At 58.7% G+C, this 17,415-nt stretch carries 13 protein-coding genes and 2 pseudogenes; 8 read left to right on the forward strand and 7 right to left on the reverse strand.

Going from position 1 to position 17,415, the window contains the following annotated elements; all coding sequences use genetic code 11:
• Positions 1-105: 105 nt before the first annotated feature.
• Entirely contained in the window at positions 106-708 is a 603-nt protein-coding gene (locus FHR21_RS19660) for a YggS family pyridoxal phosphate-dependent enzyme (RefSeq protein ID WP_276569308.1), read from the forward strand.
• The gene (locus tag FHR21_RS19665) at positions 705-1,115 is read left to right on the forward strand and encodes a VOC family protein (protein ID WP_184101457.1); all 411 of its coding nucleotides are present in this window, start codon (positions 705-707) and stop codon (positions 1,113-1,115) included. Before FHR21_RS19660 ends, FHR21_RS19665 begins: the two co-directional genes overlap by 4 nt.
• 186 nt (positions 1,116-1,301) lie before the next feature.
• Here the strand turns inward: FHR21_RS19665 and FHR21_RS19670 are convergent, their stop codons facing one another.
• The gene (locus tag FHR21_RS19670; protein WP_184101459.1) at positions 1,302-2,564 is read right to left on the reverse strand and encodes an MgtC/SapB family protein; all 1,263 of its coding nucleotides are present in this window, start codon (positions 2,562-2,564) and stop codon (positions 1,302-1,304) included.
• A 164-nt stretch (positions 2,565-2,728) separates the two neighbouring features.
• Here FHR21_RS19670 and FHR21_RS19675 point away from each other — a divergent pair.
• The 6 genes and pseudogenes from FHR21_RS19675 to FHR21_RS19700 all read left to right on the forward strand — a co-directional run.
• Positions 2,729-3,720 (forward strand): annotated as a pseudogene (locus FHR21_RS19675) (IS3 family transposase); the annotation flags it as partial.
• Between the two features lie 194 nt (positions 3,721-3,914).
• Complete coding sequence (locus FHR21_RS19680; RefSeq protein ID WP_221235283.1) at positions 3,915-4,463, forward strand: IS110 family transposase; 549 nt, start codon at positions 3,915-3,917, stop codon at positions 4,461-4,463.
• A gap of 74 nt (positions 4,464-4,537) precedes the next feature.
• A complete protein-coding gene (tnpA, locus tag FHR21_RS19685; protein WP_184101461.1) occupies positions 4,538-4,894 on the forward strand; it encodes an IS66-like element accessory protein TnpA in 357 nt (118 codons plus the stop codon).
• Positions 4,891-5,232, forward strand: a complete 342-nt coding sequence (gene tnpB / locus FHR21_RS19690) for an IS66 family insertion sequence element accessory protein TnpB (protein ID WP_184101463.1) — start codon at positions 4,891-4,893, stop codon at positions 5,230-5,232. Before tnpA ends, tnpB begins: the two co-directional genes overlap by 4 nt.
• 60 nt (positions 5,233-5,292) lie before the next feature.
• Positions 5,293-7,002: pseudogene (gene tnpC, locus FHR21_RS19695) on the forward strand (IS66 family transposase).
• 38 nt (positions 7,003-7,040) lie between these two features.
• Positions 7,041-7,220: a hypothetical protein gene (locus tag FHR21_RS19700; protein ID WP_246427358.1), complete on the forward strand. Its 180-nt coding sequence runs from the start codon at positions 7,041-7,043 to the stop codon at positions 7,218-7,220.
• A 143-nt stretch (positions 7,221-7,363) separates the two neighbouring features.
• Here FHR21_RS19700 and FHR21_RS21260 read toward each other — a convergent pair whose 3' ends face one another.
• The 6 genes from FHR21_RS21260 to pyc all read right to left on the reverse strand — a co-directional run bounded on the left by FHR21_RS21260 (position 7,364) and on the right by pyc (position 17,387).
• The gene (locus FHR21_RS21260) at positions 7,364-7,495 is read right to left on the reverse strand and encodes a hypothetical protein (protein ID WP_338113232.1); all 132 of its coding nucleotides are present in this window, start codon (positions 7,493-7,495) and stop codon (positions 7,364-7,366) included.
• A 36-nt stretch (positions 7,496-7,531) separates the two neighbouring features.
• Positions 7,532-7,666: a hypothetical protein gene (locus tag FHR21_RS21265; protein WP_338113233.1), complete on the reverse strand. Its 135-nt coding sequence runs from the start codon at positions 7,664-7,666 to the stop codon at positions 7,532-7,534.
• Positions 7,667-8,660: 994 nt separating this feature from the next.
• Positions 8,661-9,494 carry a hypothetical protein gene (locus FHR21_RS19710; protein WP_184101466.1) on the reverse strand — a complete coding sequence of 278 codons (834 nt, stop codon included), beginning with the start codon at positions 9,492-9,494 and terminating at the stop codon, positions 8,661-8,663.
• 62 nt (positions 9,495-9,556) lie between these two features.
• Complete coding sequence (locus tag FHR21_RS19715) at positions 9,557-11,023, reverse strand: hypothetical protein (protein ID WP_184101467.1); 1,467 nt, start codon at positions 11,021-11,023, stop codon at positions 9,557-9,559.
• A 1,219-nt stretch (positions 11,024-12,242) separates the two neighbouring features.
• A complete protein-coding gene (gene acpA / locus FHR21_RS19720) occupies positions 12,243-13,856 on the reverse strand; it encodes an acid phosphatase (protein ID WP_184101468.1) in 1,614 nt (537 codons plus the stop codon).
• Positions 13,857-13,919: 63 nt separating this feature from the next.
• Complete coding sequence (gene pyc / locus FHR21_RS19725) at positions 13,920-17,387, reverse strand: pyruvate carboxylase (RefSeq protein ID WP_184101469.1); 3,468 nt, start codon at positions 17,385-17,387, stop codon at positions 13,920-13,922.
• Positions 17,388-17,415: the final 28 nt, after the last annotated feature.

Here is a 17,415-nt window from a genome sequence, read left to right on the forward strand (position 1 = left end):
TGCCAGCGACAAGCAAACACACCAAAACGGAACCGTCGCGGTCAGACCTTCTCATCCTGATCGTCGCAACTTCTCATCCAGTTTGTCGCGCTACAAGCGCCGGTCCTGCGTTTCGCCTTTGAGGCGGGGCTGCGCGTCTTTGGCGAGAACAAATTGCAGGAAGCGATGGCCAAATGCGAGGCGCTCACCGACCTTCCCATCGACTGGAGCATCGTCGGACATCTGCAAAGCAACAAGGTCAAATATCTCGCCCGCATCGCCAGCGAGTTCCATGCACTCGACAGCCTGCGGCTGGCGGAGTTGCTCGACAGGCGGCTTGCGCGGGAGGGGCGCTCGCTCGATGTTTATGTCCAGGTCAACACGTCGGGCGAGCAAAGCAAGTTCGGCCTCCATCCCGATGCGCTGTTGCCGTTCGTCGATCAGCTCGGCCAGTTTCCCCATCTGCGGCCGCGCGGGCTGATGACACTGGCGCTGTTCAGCAGCGACAGGGCAAAGGTCCGGCCGTGCTTCACCTTGCTGCGCCGTCTGCGCGACGAGGCCGTCAGGCGGGTACCCGATATCACCGGCCTGTCGATGGGTATGAGCGGTGATTTCGAGGACGCGATCGCGGAAGGCGCCACCGTGGTGCGTGTCGGCCAGGCTATCTTCGGCAAGCGGCCCACGCCCGACAGCTTTTACTGGCCCGGCGCAACCGGAGACGGAGCATGACCAAACCCCTGACTCGCGGCATCCATCATCTTGGTCTTGCCGTGCCCGATCTCGACGCCGCGCGGCGGTTCTTTGTCGATGCCCTTGGCTGGGCCGTGGTGGGCGACGACCCCACTTACCCTGCCGCCTTCGTGTCGGACGGGCAGGTCATGCTCACGCTGTGGCCCGTCGCCGATCCGGCGCATGCCGTCGCTTTCGATCGCAAGGCCAATGTGGGCCTGCATCACCTCGCGCTGGCGGTGCCGGACAAGGCGGCGCTGACGACGCTCTTCGAAAAGCTGCGCGGCTGGCCGGGCGTGGTGATTGAGCGCGAGCCCGGCTTCATCCGGGGCGATGCCGGCGCACGCCATTTCTTCTGCGCTATGCCCGGCGGCATACGCGTCGAATTCGCCACGGCATTCGCCTGAGGGAGAGCAAGCCATCAACAGGACCGAGACAGTTCGCGCCAACAGAGCCGTCATTTCCGAGGTAAGTTGGTCGAGTTGAAACCAGCCCTTCATTCATACCTTCCCCTGAGAGGAAAGGCACTCGAAGCATGGATGTGTCGACATCACGTGCATCGCCACGCCGATCAATTCGTTGAAGGCCCCGTTTCAGCGAAATAAAGTGAGCACCGCAATGCCACCCGCGGAGGCCAGCACGGAGGCGAAGAGCGGACCAGACGCCTTCCACCCTTGCCCACGAAGCCCGGCGATGCCGAGCGCGAGCGCGGCTTTCCACGCGGTGTTCACGAGCACAGGTGCGGCGAGAACCAACCCGGCCGTATCGGGTTTCATGATATTCTCCGGCAGTCCGGCCAGCGTGAGAACGGCGGCATCCACATCCCACATGCCGGTGAGGCCGAGAACCACGACGATGCCCTGATCGCCGAACCGGTCGAGTGCCCAGCGTGCGGGAACAGCAATGAGCGCGACTGCCCCCGCGAGCAGCAGCGCCGGCCCGAAATCCAGCGGGTTGCCCAGCTTGATCGCGCCGGCGCCATCGGCTGTCGCACTGGAGCGCAGCGCCAGGAGCATCGTCAGCCCACCCACGACAAAGGCCGGCACCATCGCGAGTGCCAGCGATCGGCTTGCATAGGGGATCAGGGCGATCGACAGGATCTGCACGCGGGCGAACATGACGAGCGAGGCCAGGGCGATGCCGGCCACCAACGGACCTTGCGGGCCGTCATCGGCACGCAGACGCCGTGCATAGGCGACGGTAACGGCCGTGGAGGATACAAGCGCCCCGAACAGCGCGGTAATCATGATCCCCTTATCCGCACCAAGGCGCCGGGAAGCGACATAGCCGGCGAAGGAAAGACCGAGAACGATCACGACGACCAGCCAGATCTGCCGCGGGTTCCATGCCTCATAAGGTCCATAACCGGCATCCGGCAGCAGCGGCAGAATGACCAGCGCGACGACCGCAAAGGTAGCGATCGATTCGATTTCCTTGTGGCTCATCCCCTTGAGCATGGCATGAGATCGCTGCCGGAGCGTCAGGAGCAGCGTCGTGACCGCCGCGACGGCGAGCGCTTCGCTCACCAGTCCCTGTCCGGCCAGGAATCCCAGAGCGAATGTGATGATGCCGACCAGCATATTGGTGACGGACAGGCTGGTCCCCTGAGCCAGTGCTCGGCGATACCCAAGCACCAGACCGGTGGCAGCCGTCAGTGCGATGATGGTCGCCAGCAGTTCTGGAAGATGGTTGGCTATGCCACCGGCAAGGCCCAGCAGGCCGAAGGTGCGCAGGCCGCTCACCCGCCCGCCATCGGCTTCATCGCGCTGCCGCCAGCCGCGCTCGATACCAATCAGTACCCCCACCGCCAGCGCGGCAGCCAAAGTGCGGAGCAGATCAGTATCAAGCGATGGCAAATTATGATCCTCCAATGGCGACACCTGATTACGCGATGGAGATGCCACATCCCAGCATGACCTTCGTTCCCTTACCCTGCGTCATGCCGGGTCGCGTTCGCGCTGATCTTCCCTCGGTTTGACGGACACCAATGATAAGCCCTGCGGAGCCAGGAGGTGTTTTAATGACGAAGGCAACGAAGCGTCGGTTCACGGACGAGTTCAAGCGCGAGGCGGTGGCGCTGTGGGAGACGAGCGGTCGCATGCAGACCGAGGTGGCGAGCGAGTTGGGTATCATGCCGACGATGCTGCGCCGCTGGCAGCGCAAGTTAGAGGAGGGCGGCGTCCCCGCGAGCCCGGCGGCGAAGCCGCCAATATCATCGATGGCGTCGCCGGCGGATCAGGCGTCCGAGATCGCGCGGTTGCGCCGCGAGTTGGATCGGGCTCGGATGGAGCGCGACATATTAAAAAAAGCCGTCGGCATCTTTGCGGAGATGCCCCGATGAAGTTCGCCTTTATCGAGCAGCATGCGTTCACCTGGCCGGTGAACGTCATGTGCCGCATGCTCGGCGTGTCGCGCAGCGGCTATTAGGACTGGCGCAGTCGGCCGCCAAGCGCGCGAACGACAGCCAACCTAGTGCTGCTGGAGGCCGTGCGTCGACTCCAGACGCGGCATCAGGGACGATACGGATCGCCCAGGATACATGCCGCCCTGCGGGCGGAGGGCCATCAATGCAGCCGTGGCCGCGTCGAACGCCTGATGCGTCGGCATCGTATCCGTGCGCTGGCCGGACGCCGGTTCCGGCCCTGCACGACCGACAGTCGTCACTATCTGCCGATCGCACCCAACCTGCTGGCGCAGCGGTTCTCGGCGTCGGCGCCGAACTGGATCTGGCTCGCCGATATCACTTATATCGCTACCGGCGAAGGCTGGCTCTATCTTGCCGCCGTGCTCGATCTCGCGACCCGCAAAATCGTCGGCTGGGCCATGCGCGATCACATGCGCACCGAGTTGCCGCTCGCTGCGCTGATGATGGCGGCGCAACGGCAGCGGCCTGCGCCCGGCCTCATTTGCCATTCGGATCGTGGATCGCAATACGCGGCCGGTGCCTATGTCGATTACATGGCTGCAATCGGCGCAACGCCATCGATGAGCCGCACCGGCAATTGCTACGATTGTGATAAGCTTCTGCGGCCTGATGGTCTGACCCATGCTACGACTGACCTCGTGTCATTGCGTTGACGTGTCGGCCATCGGGTCGCCCTGGCAACGGGTGAGATGTGACTTCATAGGAGCCTGACGGGTTCGCCCCTTCACAGTCCTGTCCTCTCTGCGCGGGTGCCCGGGCACCCGCGCAGAGAGGACAGGACATGATCGAAACGACAATCCGCAACATCATTATCGGCGTCGACACACATAAAGATACCCATGTTGCTGTGGCAATTGATATCAACGGCGGCCGGTTGGCGGCCTTCTCGGCGCCGGCGACAAGCAAAGGCTATTCAAAGCTTGAAGATTGGGCACGTGCGTTGGGCGATATAACGGCCTTCGGCATCGAAGGGACCGGATCGTACGGAGCCGGTCTATCGCGTCATCTTCTTGCCCAAGGCCACAAGGTTGTCGAGGTAACGCGCCCCAATCGACAGCTGCGCTATCAGCACGGCAAAAGCGATAGCCTCGACGCTGAAGGCGCAGCACGGTCCGTGATGGCGGGACAGGCACTCGCCGAACCCAAAACGCAGACTGGGTCTGTCGAGATGATCCGACATCTCAAAATCGCCCGCGATACGGCCGTCAAAAGCCGGTCGCAGGCGATGGTGACGCTACAAACCCTGATCATCAACGCACCCGCGTCGCTTCGCGACACGCTTGATCAGATCGCCGGGAAAATTGCGCTGATCCGTAACCGTCCGGGCTGAGCCGCTTGCGGAGGTTGGGTATTGTCCGCAGGACGTCCTTAAGGTCGCACGTAAGGACGGACGTAAGGACAGCCATGACGCAGGTTACGGTGTTGAGGGGAGCGGGGCGCCGCCGAGATTGGTCTGATGAGGAACGGCTGGAGATTCTGCGTGAGGCGTTCTCTCCGGGCGCCAAGGTTTCGCATGTGGCGCGGCGTTTCGATGTTTCCCGCGGTCTGATCTATCAGTGGCGCAGGACGGCCATGCGGCGGGTGCAGGAAGCCTTCGTGCCGGCGGTTATCGATAACACATCCGAGGCGGGCTTGGCGCCGCCAGCGCCCGCCGAGCCCGAGGCGGCGATTGTACTGGACCTTTCCGATGGTCGGCGGATGCGCATTTCGGCATCCGCGCCGCCGGCGCTCGCTGCGGCCGCGCTGAGGGCGATGCGATGATCCCGCCCGGCGCGCGGGTGTGGATCGCAATGGGCCACACCGATATGCGGCGCGGGATGCAGAGCCTGGCGGCGATGGTCCAGCAACACTTCACGAGCGACCCGTTCGCCGGCGATCTGTGGGTCTTCCGGGGACGCAGCGGCAGCTTGGTGAAGATCATCTGGCACGACGGCGTGGGCATGTCGCTTTACGCCAAGCGGCTCGAGAAGGGCCGTTTCATCTGGCCCTCGGCGAAGGACAGGGTGGTGTCGCTGACGCGCTCGCAACTGGCCTGCCTGCTCGACGGGATGGACTGGCGCAACCCGCAGTATAGCTGGCGCCCGCAGAGCGCGGGATAATATCGTCCGACAACGCATTTTCGGCTTGCCCTGGCCCTTTGGGGGTGATTCACTCACCGCATGGAAGCCGCCGTTTCACCCTTTCCGGATGACGCCGATGTCCTCAAGGCGCTGCTGGCAAAGGCGCTTCAGAAGGCCGAAGAAGCCGAGCAACGCACCGCAGCCGTCGAAGCCCAACTGGCCAACGCCCGGGCGCGAGAGAACGCCACCGAGGCGATGATCGCGCATCTCAAGCTGCAGATCGCCAGGCTGAGGCGCGAGCAATATGGTGCCAGCGCCGAGCGCACCGAACGACTGCTCGCGCAGATGGAGCTTGAGCTCGAAGATCTCGAAGCCGACGCGGCCGAGGACGAGCTTGCCGCCGAAGCCGCCGCGACGAAGACAGCGACCGTTTCCGCGTTCGAACGCAAGAAGCCGGTCAGGAAGCCCTTTCCCGAGCACCTGCCGCGCGAACGCGTCGTTGTGCCCGCACCCTGCGCCTGTCCGGCCTGCGGCGGCAGTCGCCTGTCGAGGCTCGGCGAAGATGTGACCGAGACGATCGAGGTCATCCCCCGCTCGTGGAAGGTCATCCAGACCGTGCGCGAGAAGTTTTCGTGTCGGGACTGCGAGAAGATCGCGCAGCCGCCGGCGCCCTTCCACGCCACCCCGCGCGGGTGGGCCGGCCCCAGCTTCCTCGCCATGCTGCTGTTCGACAAGTACGGCCAGCATCAACCGCTCCACCGCCAGGCCGAGCGCTTTGCCAGCGAAGGCGTGCCGCTCAGCGTGTCGACGCTCGCCGACCAGATCGGCGCGACCTGCCAGGCCCTCATGCCGGTCTTCCACCTGATCGAGGCCCACACGCTGGCCGCCGAGTGACTGCACGGCGACGACACCACCGTGCCGGTCATGGCCAAGGGCAAGACCATCACCGGTCGATTATGGGATTATGTGCGCGACGATCGACCCTTCGGGGGCAACGATCCGCCCTCGGCCCTTTTCTACTATTCGCGCGACCGACGCGGGGATCACCCCAGGCATCATCTCGCGGCCTGGTCCGGGATTCTGCAGGCCGACGCCTACGCCGGATACAACGAGCTCTACGCGCCGAACCGATCGCCCGGGCCGATTCTTGAGGCAGGATGCTTCGCACACGCCAGGAGGAAGTTCTTCGAGCTCGCCGACGTCGAGGGCGCCGCGCGCAAGAAGAGCCGCGGCGAGAAGGCCGGCATCAACTATCCGATCGCCCTCGAGGCCGTGCAGAAGCTCGATACCCTGTTCGACATCGAGCGCACCATCAATGGCACGAGCCCGGCCGAGCGGCTCGCGATCCGCCGGGAACACAGCGTCCCGCTGATGGCTGAGCTCCATGACTGGCTGAGCGCGCAGCTTGCGAGGATCTCGCGCAACCACGACCTCGCCAAGGCCATAAACTACATGCTGCGCCGATGGGACGCCTTCACTCACTACCTCGGCGACGGCAGGGTTTGCCTCTCTAACAACGCCGCCGAACGCGCGCTGCGCTGCGTACCTCTCGGGCGCAAGTCATGGCTGTTCTGCGGCTCCGATCGCGGCGGCCAGCGCGCAGCCGTCGCCTATTCGCTGATCCAGACCTGCCGGCTCAACGACGTCGATCCGCAGGCCTGGCTCGCCGACGTCCTCGCCCGCATCGCCGACCATCCCGTCAACCAGCTCCACGATCTCCTGCCTTGGCATTGGGAACCGAGGTCGTTGAAGGCAGAGCCGGATTCCCGTAGCATCCATTCATGCAATCCGGACCGCACCCCGAACTGATAGAGTCGCCCCTTAGCCGCCACATTACCCAGGACGGCGTGCCGCTGACCATCAACATCGTTCGCATCGCGACAGAGCCCGGTTGGTCGCTGGAGGTCGTCAACGCACGCGGAACATCAATCGTTTGGAGCGACGCCTTCGCTTCCGATCGGGAAGCCGATGCAGCCTTCCGCAAAACACTCGCCGAAGAGGGTGTCCAAGCCTTCCTCGACAAATAAATACGATAGAAATCAGTTAGGCGCGGTGCTCCCCGGATGTATACACCTGAACCGACGTGGCGCAATCTCCGATTCATAGAGAGAGCGCAACTGTTCGCCCGGTAGGCTATATCGCTCCGGATCGTCAGCCATGTCGGTGGGTGTCAAGCAGCGGCAGCAAGAGCTTCAGCGGCATCCCTTGCACGCACCATCGCGCTATATTCGGTCAGCGCCTGGCCGACGCTGGCATCGTCGGACACGTCGAGCGAGTCGGCTTCATCGCCTGCGTGCGACACACGCAAACTTAGCCAAGTAAGCCGCTGTTCGTTGGGCTACGGGCTGTTCCTTTCAGCATAAATCTGCGCGCTGAGCCCCGCGATCCCGTCATTGATCGCTTCAAGCGCCGCTTCATAGGCAATTGCCTGATCCTGCGTCCAAAGCGAGCCGTTGGTTTCGCTCGTCGTCATGGCTTCCTATCTCTCATATCGGGATGAACGAATAAAGAACGGCGGTGCGCACCCTCCCCTGCCCCTCATCGCCCCGCCCGTCGCCATCGTCATTTCATGATTGCTGTTCGGGCGTAACGGGAAATATCAGCGGCGCGGTCCGCGTCCATCAAACGAACGCGGACTGTCGCTCCGATCAGCCCGACTCTTTTATCGCCAATATGACGATGTTGATGTTGGTTCCGGCATGGGTGATGTTTCTGCGGGCAGGTCGTGTCATTTGTTCCAACCATAGGCGGAGCGGCCTTGCTCAACGATCCGGTGAAGGGCGCGGTGCCGCTTGTCATCGCGAAACTCGGCACCCGCACCACCCTTCGCCTCTCTCAGCCAGCGGCCGCATAGGACCGCGTACAGAAGCATTAGGCCCGTACGTTCCGTATTGACTGATTACCGAATCCGTCCAGTTTTATGCCTCAAAAATAGAATACAATGGGTCCGAAGCCCATCGGACTCGGACCCAAAGCAAGACATTTAAAGCAGATCGGCTTTACCCGGTGGTCAGGCAAACCCCCTCGTCCGCGCAGCTGGTAATTTCAAAATCTTCATCGCTGCCCCGGCACTTGTCTGTGCGCGTATACACCGCGACGGGCAGCCTGGACAGCATCGCCGATTGCAAGCTACTGCGAGCCAAATCCCACCTTTTGTCACTCTCTACCGCGGTAATCGTAATCCAATTCCGTCCCTGGGGATCGTGATAATATTTGTCATTTGTGAAGGCAGGGTCTGGCCATCCGTTAGTGTCAAGCGTCACATATATACTAATGGGGTCTGGATTACTCGAATTTCTCGTTGAAAGTACCTTCATAGCTTTGATGTACCCAACGCCACAATTTTTCAGATCAGTCGATCCGAGGCTATTTTGAAGCGCCAGAGACGGCCCGGCGACGGAAATGGCAGCGACAGCCGCCACGACGTTACATACCACCCTAAAATTAATCATTACCTCACTCCTTCCCTAATTGGTGGAAATAAGTATAGCTGCCGCAGCACCATTTCCCATATCAACTACAGGAGACAAAACAGGAATAGATTTTGCGCCATAATTTAGATTTAGATCATTAAGAAGATCACTCCACTTAAATGAATAAATCTTTACCATGCAAGGTAGCTTTGAATCACCTACATCATCGGGGTCCGGATCAATACTATACGAATCAATATGAAAATTAACATTAATAGAACTACGCCTAATAAGGTCCATTATGTCATCACCAGATCCAAAATTTATAGGTGAAATATACACATCATGGATCGGAATTCCATTTCTAACTACCTGTAGAAATGTGTTATATGAGTTAATGAATATCGTGATAGTATAATTGCCGCTGTCATATTCACCATTATTTACTTTCGAGCATATTTCCTTTTGGATTGGATCCAGAATAGGATATTCTGTTTTTAGAACATCATCTGAGTACTGATGGTGTTCTATAAACGGAAACTCCCTCTTCCCTAGAGAAAATTCTCGAGACGCGTTCCCGTTTTGACTTTCAAAGTTCTGTCTAAGTCGGAATTCCGATCCAGTTTCCCTATTATGTATTCTAAGAAAAGTGTTATATTCTAACTTGCATATATTAGAACTATAGAACACAGGAATTTTTACAGCGATAGAATCCGAATCACCTGCCATTTTCGACAACCTTTTACCTGTGAATTTAATTGAGTATTTACCTCCATCGTGCACTTTTGGATTAATCGATCCTATTTCATCCATTTTTATATTTATTTCATGCCCAAAAACTGGCATGACTGTGGCAGAACCCACCGACAGGACTGCGATGGTGCGCACGACGATGTTCCTTGACAGGCGTGACGCCGACAACGAAGTTTTCTTGATAGCCTTTGTACTTGTCATTTTTTGCCTCCCATTGGGGCAGTCAATGTCTTGAGGTATTCTCTGATTTGAATGATCAGATCCGGCCTGTCCGACGTGACTACAGCATGGGTGGAGCCGCTGAAGACTAGATTAGCTACAGCATCTCCACGGTGATCCAATGGATCGTTGCCATATTGACTCCAGGAGTGAGCGTAATTTCCATGCCGTCCACCAGGACCCGAAGGATCCGGGGTCCAAAACGCCGATCTTCTTCCGCTGAGAACTCGCAGATAGTCCATCAAGTCGGCATAAATCGCCCCATTGTATGTGAACTCCCTCCCCATCCAGACCTCCGGAACGTAGATCGTCGTATCCCAGAACGCGACTGGGCTCGTCAGATTGGGTTTGGATGAGGCGTCACATTGATTCCGCGCCGTTGTCCACCAGTTCGTTAAATGCGATAATATCTTATCTTTATTATCTGGGTTATTGGCGCTTCGGCCAGCATCCGGCTGGGGAGCCCATAGAATTTTACAGAAATCATTTGGAACGGCATTAATAACTGTATTAACGTCAACACCGCTTATCTGCGGAACTTTTATAATTATATTATCTTCCATATTAATAGATTTTGCGGTGGAAACTATCATCTGGATCAAGCTGAGAACATATTGCCCGGACTCGGTGTCAGGATATCCTCCACAGAATCCAACGCATAGCTTGTCTTTCATTCTCTTGTTTTCCGGGTTCGCCCCGGGCATCATGATCACCTGTTCTTTGGCATATTTGAGATCCAGAACGACCGCCATGCTCGGCTCTGTATCGCGGATGTGCTGGAGGAACTTCTTGAGCGAAACGAACTTATTAAAGTCGTTTTTCGGTGTGAGGTCTCCATTCCTGTCCCGTAAATATAGCCCGTCGGCAAGGGCCTTGGGAACATTCATCAGGTAGCCACCGTCAGGCGTCGCTTTCCCGGTAGGAGGAGTATATTGGGGACCAGCATAATCGGTAAACCCTGCAAGATCGGCAAAATGCGTAACATAGGGGCGAGCAGAGGGGCCGTTAATGTTTGCCCCTTCAGCGAGAAACACATCGTATTCCACAGACCGAAACCCTGCGTACCGGGCAGCCTCATATCCGCCGATCGAGTTCTCGGGCGCGCCGCCGATCGTCATCTGGGATATACCGGTTGTGGCGGCGTTTTGCGTGAGCTTGAGTCCCCATACCCCCCGGTGGGAGTTGATGATGAGGTCCACTCCGCTCCAATCCACACCCATAAACATATCGATGTTTGCACATACGTCCGGCCGTTGGCCTTCGGCATTGGCAGATGAGCAGGAGTGTCCTGCAACATAATAACTGCCGCAGTCCGTCACATTTGTGTCTAGAAATGGGGTGCCATCGTCTTTGGTTATGGCGCAACCCGCACCCTGCGGAGCCTGAGTGCGCGATTCGGCGGCCTCAACGCCGTCAGGCGGACCAAGCACCGCAAGCAACGCCATCAGCGAGCATGCAACGGCACTGCGTAGACTTGGAGGCTTGCCCCTCGACCGGCCAGTCGAATTTCCTCGACGGGCATCTCCGAATGGATGGTGTTCGACGCGCTGGTAGCAGCGGACAGTGGTAGCATCATCGAGGTGCATCGAATTGAATTGGTTAGCATATAATCTTTTCGTCATGCCGATCTCTCCATCCAGATAATATTAGCGCACTTCGCCGCGTGGATCCTGAGAATTCAAATCAACTGCGCACCAATGGCCAACGACGAGGGACTGCACGGTGATTTGCTTCCGCTGTGCCTATTGGACATGAGCACTCGACGCCGCATGCGCTGAAATCCTCGCGAATGCCGGCGAAGCCAAAGATATGTAAGTAAAGTCGTCGGGGACGCCGGCCTGCGCCGGCCATCGAGATGCCTGGAAACCAACCCAAAGCACATGAGCGCCCCCTCCCCCACCAGCCGCACCCCGCCAGTGATCATTACGACATTGATATGTCATATATGAAATATGCTTATACAAGTAAAATTCAAAGGTTGCAACACTCTAACGCGTTTCGCGCATTTCCCTCGCAGAGACATTGGATCTTCGCTGTCCGAAGGCGGCGTCAAACATGGTATCCAAAACCAAAAAGCATGCATTTCGCGCAGTGCGTCACCGTTCGCGACCGATGTTAGCGAGAAGTTGAAGGCGCGCATAACCGGTGTTTTGAGCCCACGCTGAACCAAGGCAGGAGATCGCCGACACTATGGGCGGGGATATCCGTTGGTTAGGCTGGCGAGTGTGTTGGTCAGCCATGCGCGGGCGCTAATAGCCCAGAGCTTGCAGCATTTGATGAGGGTTGTGATGACGATCCAGTTGTCCCCACCTTCGTCGGAGCCGGCGAAGAGGGCAATTTTACGTTTAAATGTTAGCGGCCTGATCGATCATTCAACGGCATTGGAAGCGAGATCGATGCGCCAGTCGCCGAGGAAGCGCGCGAGACCCCGATCTAGTGAAGCGCAACGCGTTTAGCTCATAAGGCCCGTTGCGGAAAGTCACCGGACGCGTCGGGGCCACGGTCGATCCTCACCGCCGTGCCATCAATCACAACTGGGATGAAAGCCGGACACTCGGCGCTCCTCTTCACCCCCACAAGGTGGGGACAGAAAGCCAGTTACGCTCGGGCGCCCATGTTAGCCAGAACACGTCAATCAAAGATGGGCCAAGCTTGATCGGGAGTTCAGAGGTCGAGCGCAGCTGTAAGGTCGCCGGACGGTGGGCCGCCATGTGCGATCATGGCTCGATCGCGCTCGGCGAGGCCGGGGAGTGACTCGAGTCCAAAGCGGCGGATCAGGAAACGCGCGATCGAGCCAGTGTCATATATGGTATGGTCGACATGCGCCTTCCTAGCGCTGGGAGATATGATTACCGCCGGGATTCGCGTTCCGGGCCCCCATCGATCGCCTTGGGGGGGGGGCACATGGTCCCACCAGCCACCATTTTCGTCAAACGTGACGACGATCATCATCCCACTCCATTGAGGGGATTTGCGCAGTGTGTCGATCACGCCCGCGATATGGCGATCACCTGCATCGACATCCGAGTAGCCCGCATGCATGTTCAGATCGCCCTGTGGCTTGTAGAAGCTGACTGGTGGGAGTTTGCCCTCGACGGCGTCCGCGAGGAAATAATTCGTCCGCGCTGTTTCGCCCGTGCCTCCATCCCGCAGATGGCGATCGCGATCGCTGGTGCCTGGCGCGAAGCGTGCGAAGTAATTAAAGGGCTGATGGTGCGGCTGGAAATTAGGGCGCGATGGGAAATCCCGGCTGCCCCCCTTTCCCTCATACGCCAGAGTCCAACCGCCAGCGTACCACGCCCAATCGATGCCTCGTGCAGATAGGCGATCGCCTATCGTCGGGTGATATTGTGCGGGCATGGTCAGCGCGCTGCTTGCTCTGGAATAGCCTAGCCTATCCGGATCAGGCTGGTAACTGGGCATATAGGGAGGCAGCATGGTATTGACGGCATAGAAGTCCGGCGAAAGTGTGTCGCTTACAAAGCGGACCGGCCCGTCCATGGCGCTGGATGGTGTGTCAGCTTTGATGAGCGGTCGCAGCTCGTCAGGAAAGTTCGGGTCAAATTGAACGATCTTTTCGCGCGCCGGCCCTTTGTCTGCATTCGGATAATATGGCGGGCAGGCTGCGATGAGATATTGGTGGTTGAAGAAAGAGCCGCCGAATGCGCCTTGGAAAAAATTGTCGCACAGGGTGAATTCACGCGCGATCTGCCACAAGCGCAGCACGGCACTGGAATCTCCGTAGTGCCCCATCACCAATGCGCCGCTGTTGCCCCAGGCGACAAAGCCGTCATTCCGACCCCCGTTTATCTGTAGCTGATTGTTATAGAAGCTGTGAACGAGATCGCGGGTGATGACACCGTGCGGCAATGGATCGCCATCGGTGGTCAGAAGTTGGAACGGTTCGTTCGCCAATTGCGGAAGATCATTTGGTCCAATCAAATATTCGCGATGCTGAACTGTCTGCTTTACCGGCACCAGCCCTTCCCAGATAGGCGGCAGGTGCGGGAGCACGCTACCATCGCGATCGCGCTGTCGCGTGCGATCGACCGGCACTTGTTCCAGCGGCTGCTCAAGGCCCGGAAAGCCGGTAAAAAGATTGTTGAAGCTCCGGTTTTCCGCATAGATGACCACCATCGTATCTATCGCAGCGCGGAGGCGCCTGTCGAAGCGTGTACCGAGCCTCGTTCTTGCCGAAGCCTCGCCGGCGCCGATTGTCGCCGCGAGGCCCGTGGCGGCCATGCCGGTCAATAGTGACCGGCGATCGATATTATGCATTGCAATCCTCCCTCGGAAACGCGCCAAGAGACTAGCCGCACCATTACGCCGCAATGCTTGCAGTCAGTCGTCCCCAATCACGCACAATAGTTGCTTGGGATCGACCATGGCGCCGGACTTCACGCAAATCTCCGACACGATCCCGTCCCGCGTCGCCGTCACGGCCGATTCCATTTTCATCGCCTCGATCGACATCAGCCGATCCCCGATCCGGACCGCGGCACCGACGGACACCGCAATCAGCGAGATTATGCCAGGCATCGGAGCGGCGACATGGTCCGGATTGCCGCTTTCAGCCATACGCACGTCGCGCGTCGCCGAACTACCGCCGCGTTCAGAAATCGTGACGTTGCGTGGCTGTCCGTTAAGCTCGAAGAAGAGGGTTCGCCTTCCTACGTCATCGAGATCGCCGATCGCCAACAATGTGATGTGCAGAATCTTACCCCGATCGATCTCAACCGAGATTTGTTCGTCCACTTTCATGCCATAGAAGAAGCAGAGCGTCGGAAGGCGCGACACCGGGCCATATTTATCCTGGGCTGCCGCGTAATCAACGAAGATATCCGGATACATGAGATAGCTGGCGAACTCTGTCTCACTCAGCGCCCGGCCACATTCCTCCTCGGCTCGCGCTCGCTCCGCAACAAGATCCGCCGGTGGCATCAGCGACGCCGGCCGATCAGTGTATGCTTGCGTGCCGCCGAGCGCCAAGGTCTGTATTTCTGTCGGAAAGCCGCCTTGCGGCTGTCCAAGGTCACCCTTTAACATCGCACAGACCGAACCCGGGAAGACGACGTCGCGCCTTTTTTCCAACAGGTCGGTTGCCGAGATATCCTGAGCCACCATCATCAGGGCCATATCGCCGACGACCTTGGAGGACGGCGTCACCTTGATGATGTCGCCGAACAGCAAGTTGGCGGAGTGATAGGCCTGCGCAATCTCATGCCAGCGCGCACCGAGCCCCATGGATCGCGCCTGCTCCTTGAGATTGGTGAACTGCCCGCCCGGCATTTCGTGCAGATAGACCTCTGACGCCCCATATTTGAGGTCGCTCTCGAATGCAGCATATTGCGCCCGCACCTGTTCCCAATAGGCGCTTGCGAACAGGATATTATCCGCGTTCAGATCGGGGGCACGCTCTCCATGACGTAGCGCTTGGACGACGGAGCCCAGACAAGGTTGCGATGTCAGACCGGAAAAGCTGTCCATCGCCGCATCGATCGCATCGACCCCAGCTTCCGCTGCTGCAATCAGCGTCGCCGCCGCAGCTCCCGATGTATCGTGGGTGTGCAGGTGAATCGGCAGATCTGTCGTATCACGCAGCCCCTTGAGCAGCTTGCGGATGGCTTGCGGTGTCAGAAGCCCCGCCATGTCCTTGATCGCCAGAATATGGCATCCTGCTTCATCGAGCTGACGTGCGATGCCGACATAATAGGATAGGTCGAAACGAGTGCGCTCCGGGTCGCAAATGTCGCCGGTGTAGCAGATCGCCCCCTCCGCGATTTTACCGCAATTTGCCACGGTGTCGATTGTGACCCGCATATTATCAACCCAATTGAAACAGTCGAATATCCGGAAGATATCGATATTGTCCGCAGCCTGACGGATGAAGTGCTGAACGATATTGTCGGGATAATTGGCGTAGCCTACACCATTGGCGCCTCGTATCAGCATCTGCGTCAGAATGTTTGGCACACTCTCACGCAAGAGAGAAAGCCGCTCCCAAGGATCTTCCTGGAGGAATCGCAGGGCAACATCAAAGGTCGCGCCCCCCCAGCATTCGAGCGATAAAAGATTAGGAAAGGCGCGCCCATAATAATCGGCGATCCGCACGATATCGAAACCGCGCACGCGCGTCGCCAGCAGTGACTGGTGCGCGTCGCGCATTGTTGTGTCCGTGAGCAATACCGGCCGTTGCTCGCGCAGCCACCTTGAAAAACCATTCGGCCCCAATCGATCCAGTATCTGTCGGGTACCCGGAGGTGCGCGGTCCGGAGATTTCGGCACGATCGGCATCGCCACGCTAGACGACGGCAGAGCGCGCTTCTTGATCTCGGGATGACCATTCACCGTGACATCGGCGATATATGCCAGAAGTTTGCTGGCACGATCGCGACGTGGGCGTGTCCGAGCAAGGTCGGGATTGTGATCAATGAAGCGGGTGTTATAGTCGAAGTCGCCGAACGCCCGGTGCGCGAGAAGGTTTTCGAGAAAGCCAAGATTAGTCCTGACCCCGCGAATTCGGTACTCGCGTATCGCCCGCAACATTCGACACGTCGCCTCATCGGGGGTCGCTGCCCATGCGACTATCTTCTCGATCAGTGAATCATAGAAGCGCGTGACGATTGCGCCGGAATAAGCTGTTCCGCCATCCACGCGAATCCCGAAGCCGGACGCGCCGCGATAAGCGACAAATTTGCCGTAATCGGGAATGAAGTTATTTTCAGGATCTTCCGTGGTGACGCGACATTGGATGGCGTGGCCCGAGATGGCGATCGATTCCTGGGCAGGAACGCCGCATTCCTCAACGGCGCCCAATCGCGCACCGGCAGCGATCTGGATCTGCGCCTTGACGATATCGAGTCCAGTGATCTCCTCTGTGATCGTATGTTCGACCTGGATGCGTGGATTGACTTCAATGAAGTAATATTCGCCGCTGGCGCGATCCAGAAGAAATTCGACCGTGCCCGCATTATCATAGCCGACGTGTTGACCAATTTTCAGTGCCGCGTCGCAAATCGACGCACGCTGCACATCACCTAGATAGGGTGCAGGCGCTCGCTCGATGACCTTCTGGTTGCGTCGCTGGATAGTGCAGTCCCGCTCGAAGAGATGCACAAGATTGCCATGCTTGTCCCCGAGCAGTTGCACTTCGACATGACGTGCGTCAGCAATCAGTTTTTCGACATAGACTTCATCACGACCAAAGGCTGCGCGCGCCTCGCGGCGCCCCTCATGAACGAGACTGAGGAGCTGGTCCGCAGCGGCGATGACGCGCATCCCGCGCCCCCCGCCACCCCAACTCGACTTGAGCATGAGCGGGTAACCTATCTTCTCCGCCTGCTGTATTATCGCCGCATGTTCCTCGGGCAGCGGATCGCTGGCGGGAACGACGGGAATGCCGGCATCAATCGCGATCTGGCGCGCCGACACCTTGTTCCCCAAAAGGCGCATGATTTCGGGGCGAGGACCGATGAATGTGATCCCAGCCTCTGCGCATCCTTCGGCAAATTCGGGATCCTCAGACAGCAATCCATATCCGGGATGGATAGCGTCAGCACCCGCTTCTTTCGCGATCGAGATAATGTCATCGATTGCCAGATAGGCTTCGACAGGCCCTTTCTCCGGATCAAGGCGATAGGCTTCATCCGCCTTGAATCGATGCAGCGAGAGTTTGTCTTGCTCCGCATAGATCGCGATCGTGGCAATGCCGAGTTCCGTCGCCGCTCGAAAAACGCGGATCGCGATTTCCGAACGGTTCGCCACCAATATCTTCCGGAACACGCGCAGGGCGGATCGAGTTCGCTCCATCACAAGGGCAGCCCGAAGCACGGCCCCA

Origin of the sequence: Sphingopyxis panaciterrulae, assembly GCF_014199295.1 — a bacterium.
GTDB classification, from domain to species: domain Bacteria; phylum Pseudomonadota; class Alphaproteobacteria; order Sphingomonadales; family Sphingomonadaceae; genus Sphingopyxis; species Sphingopyxis panaciterrulae.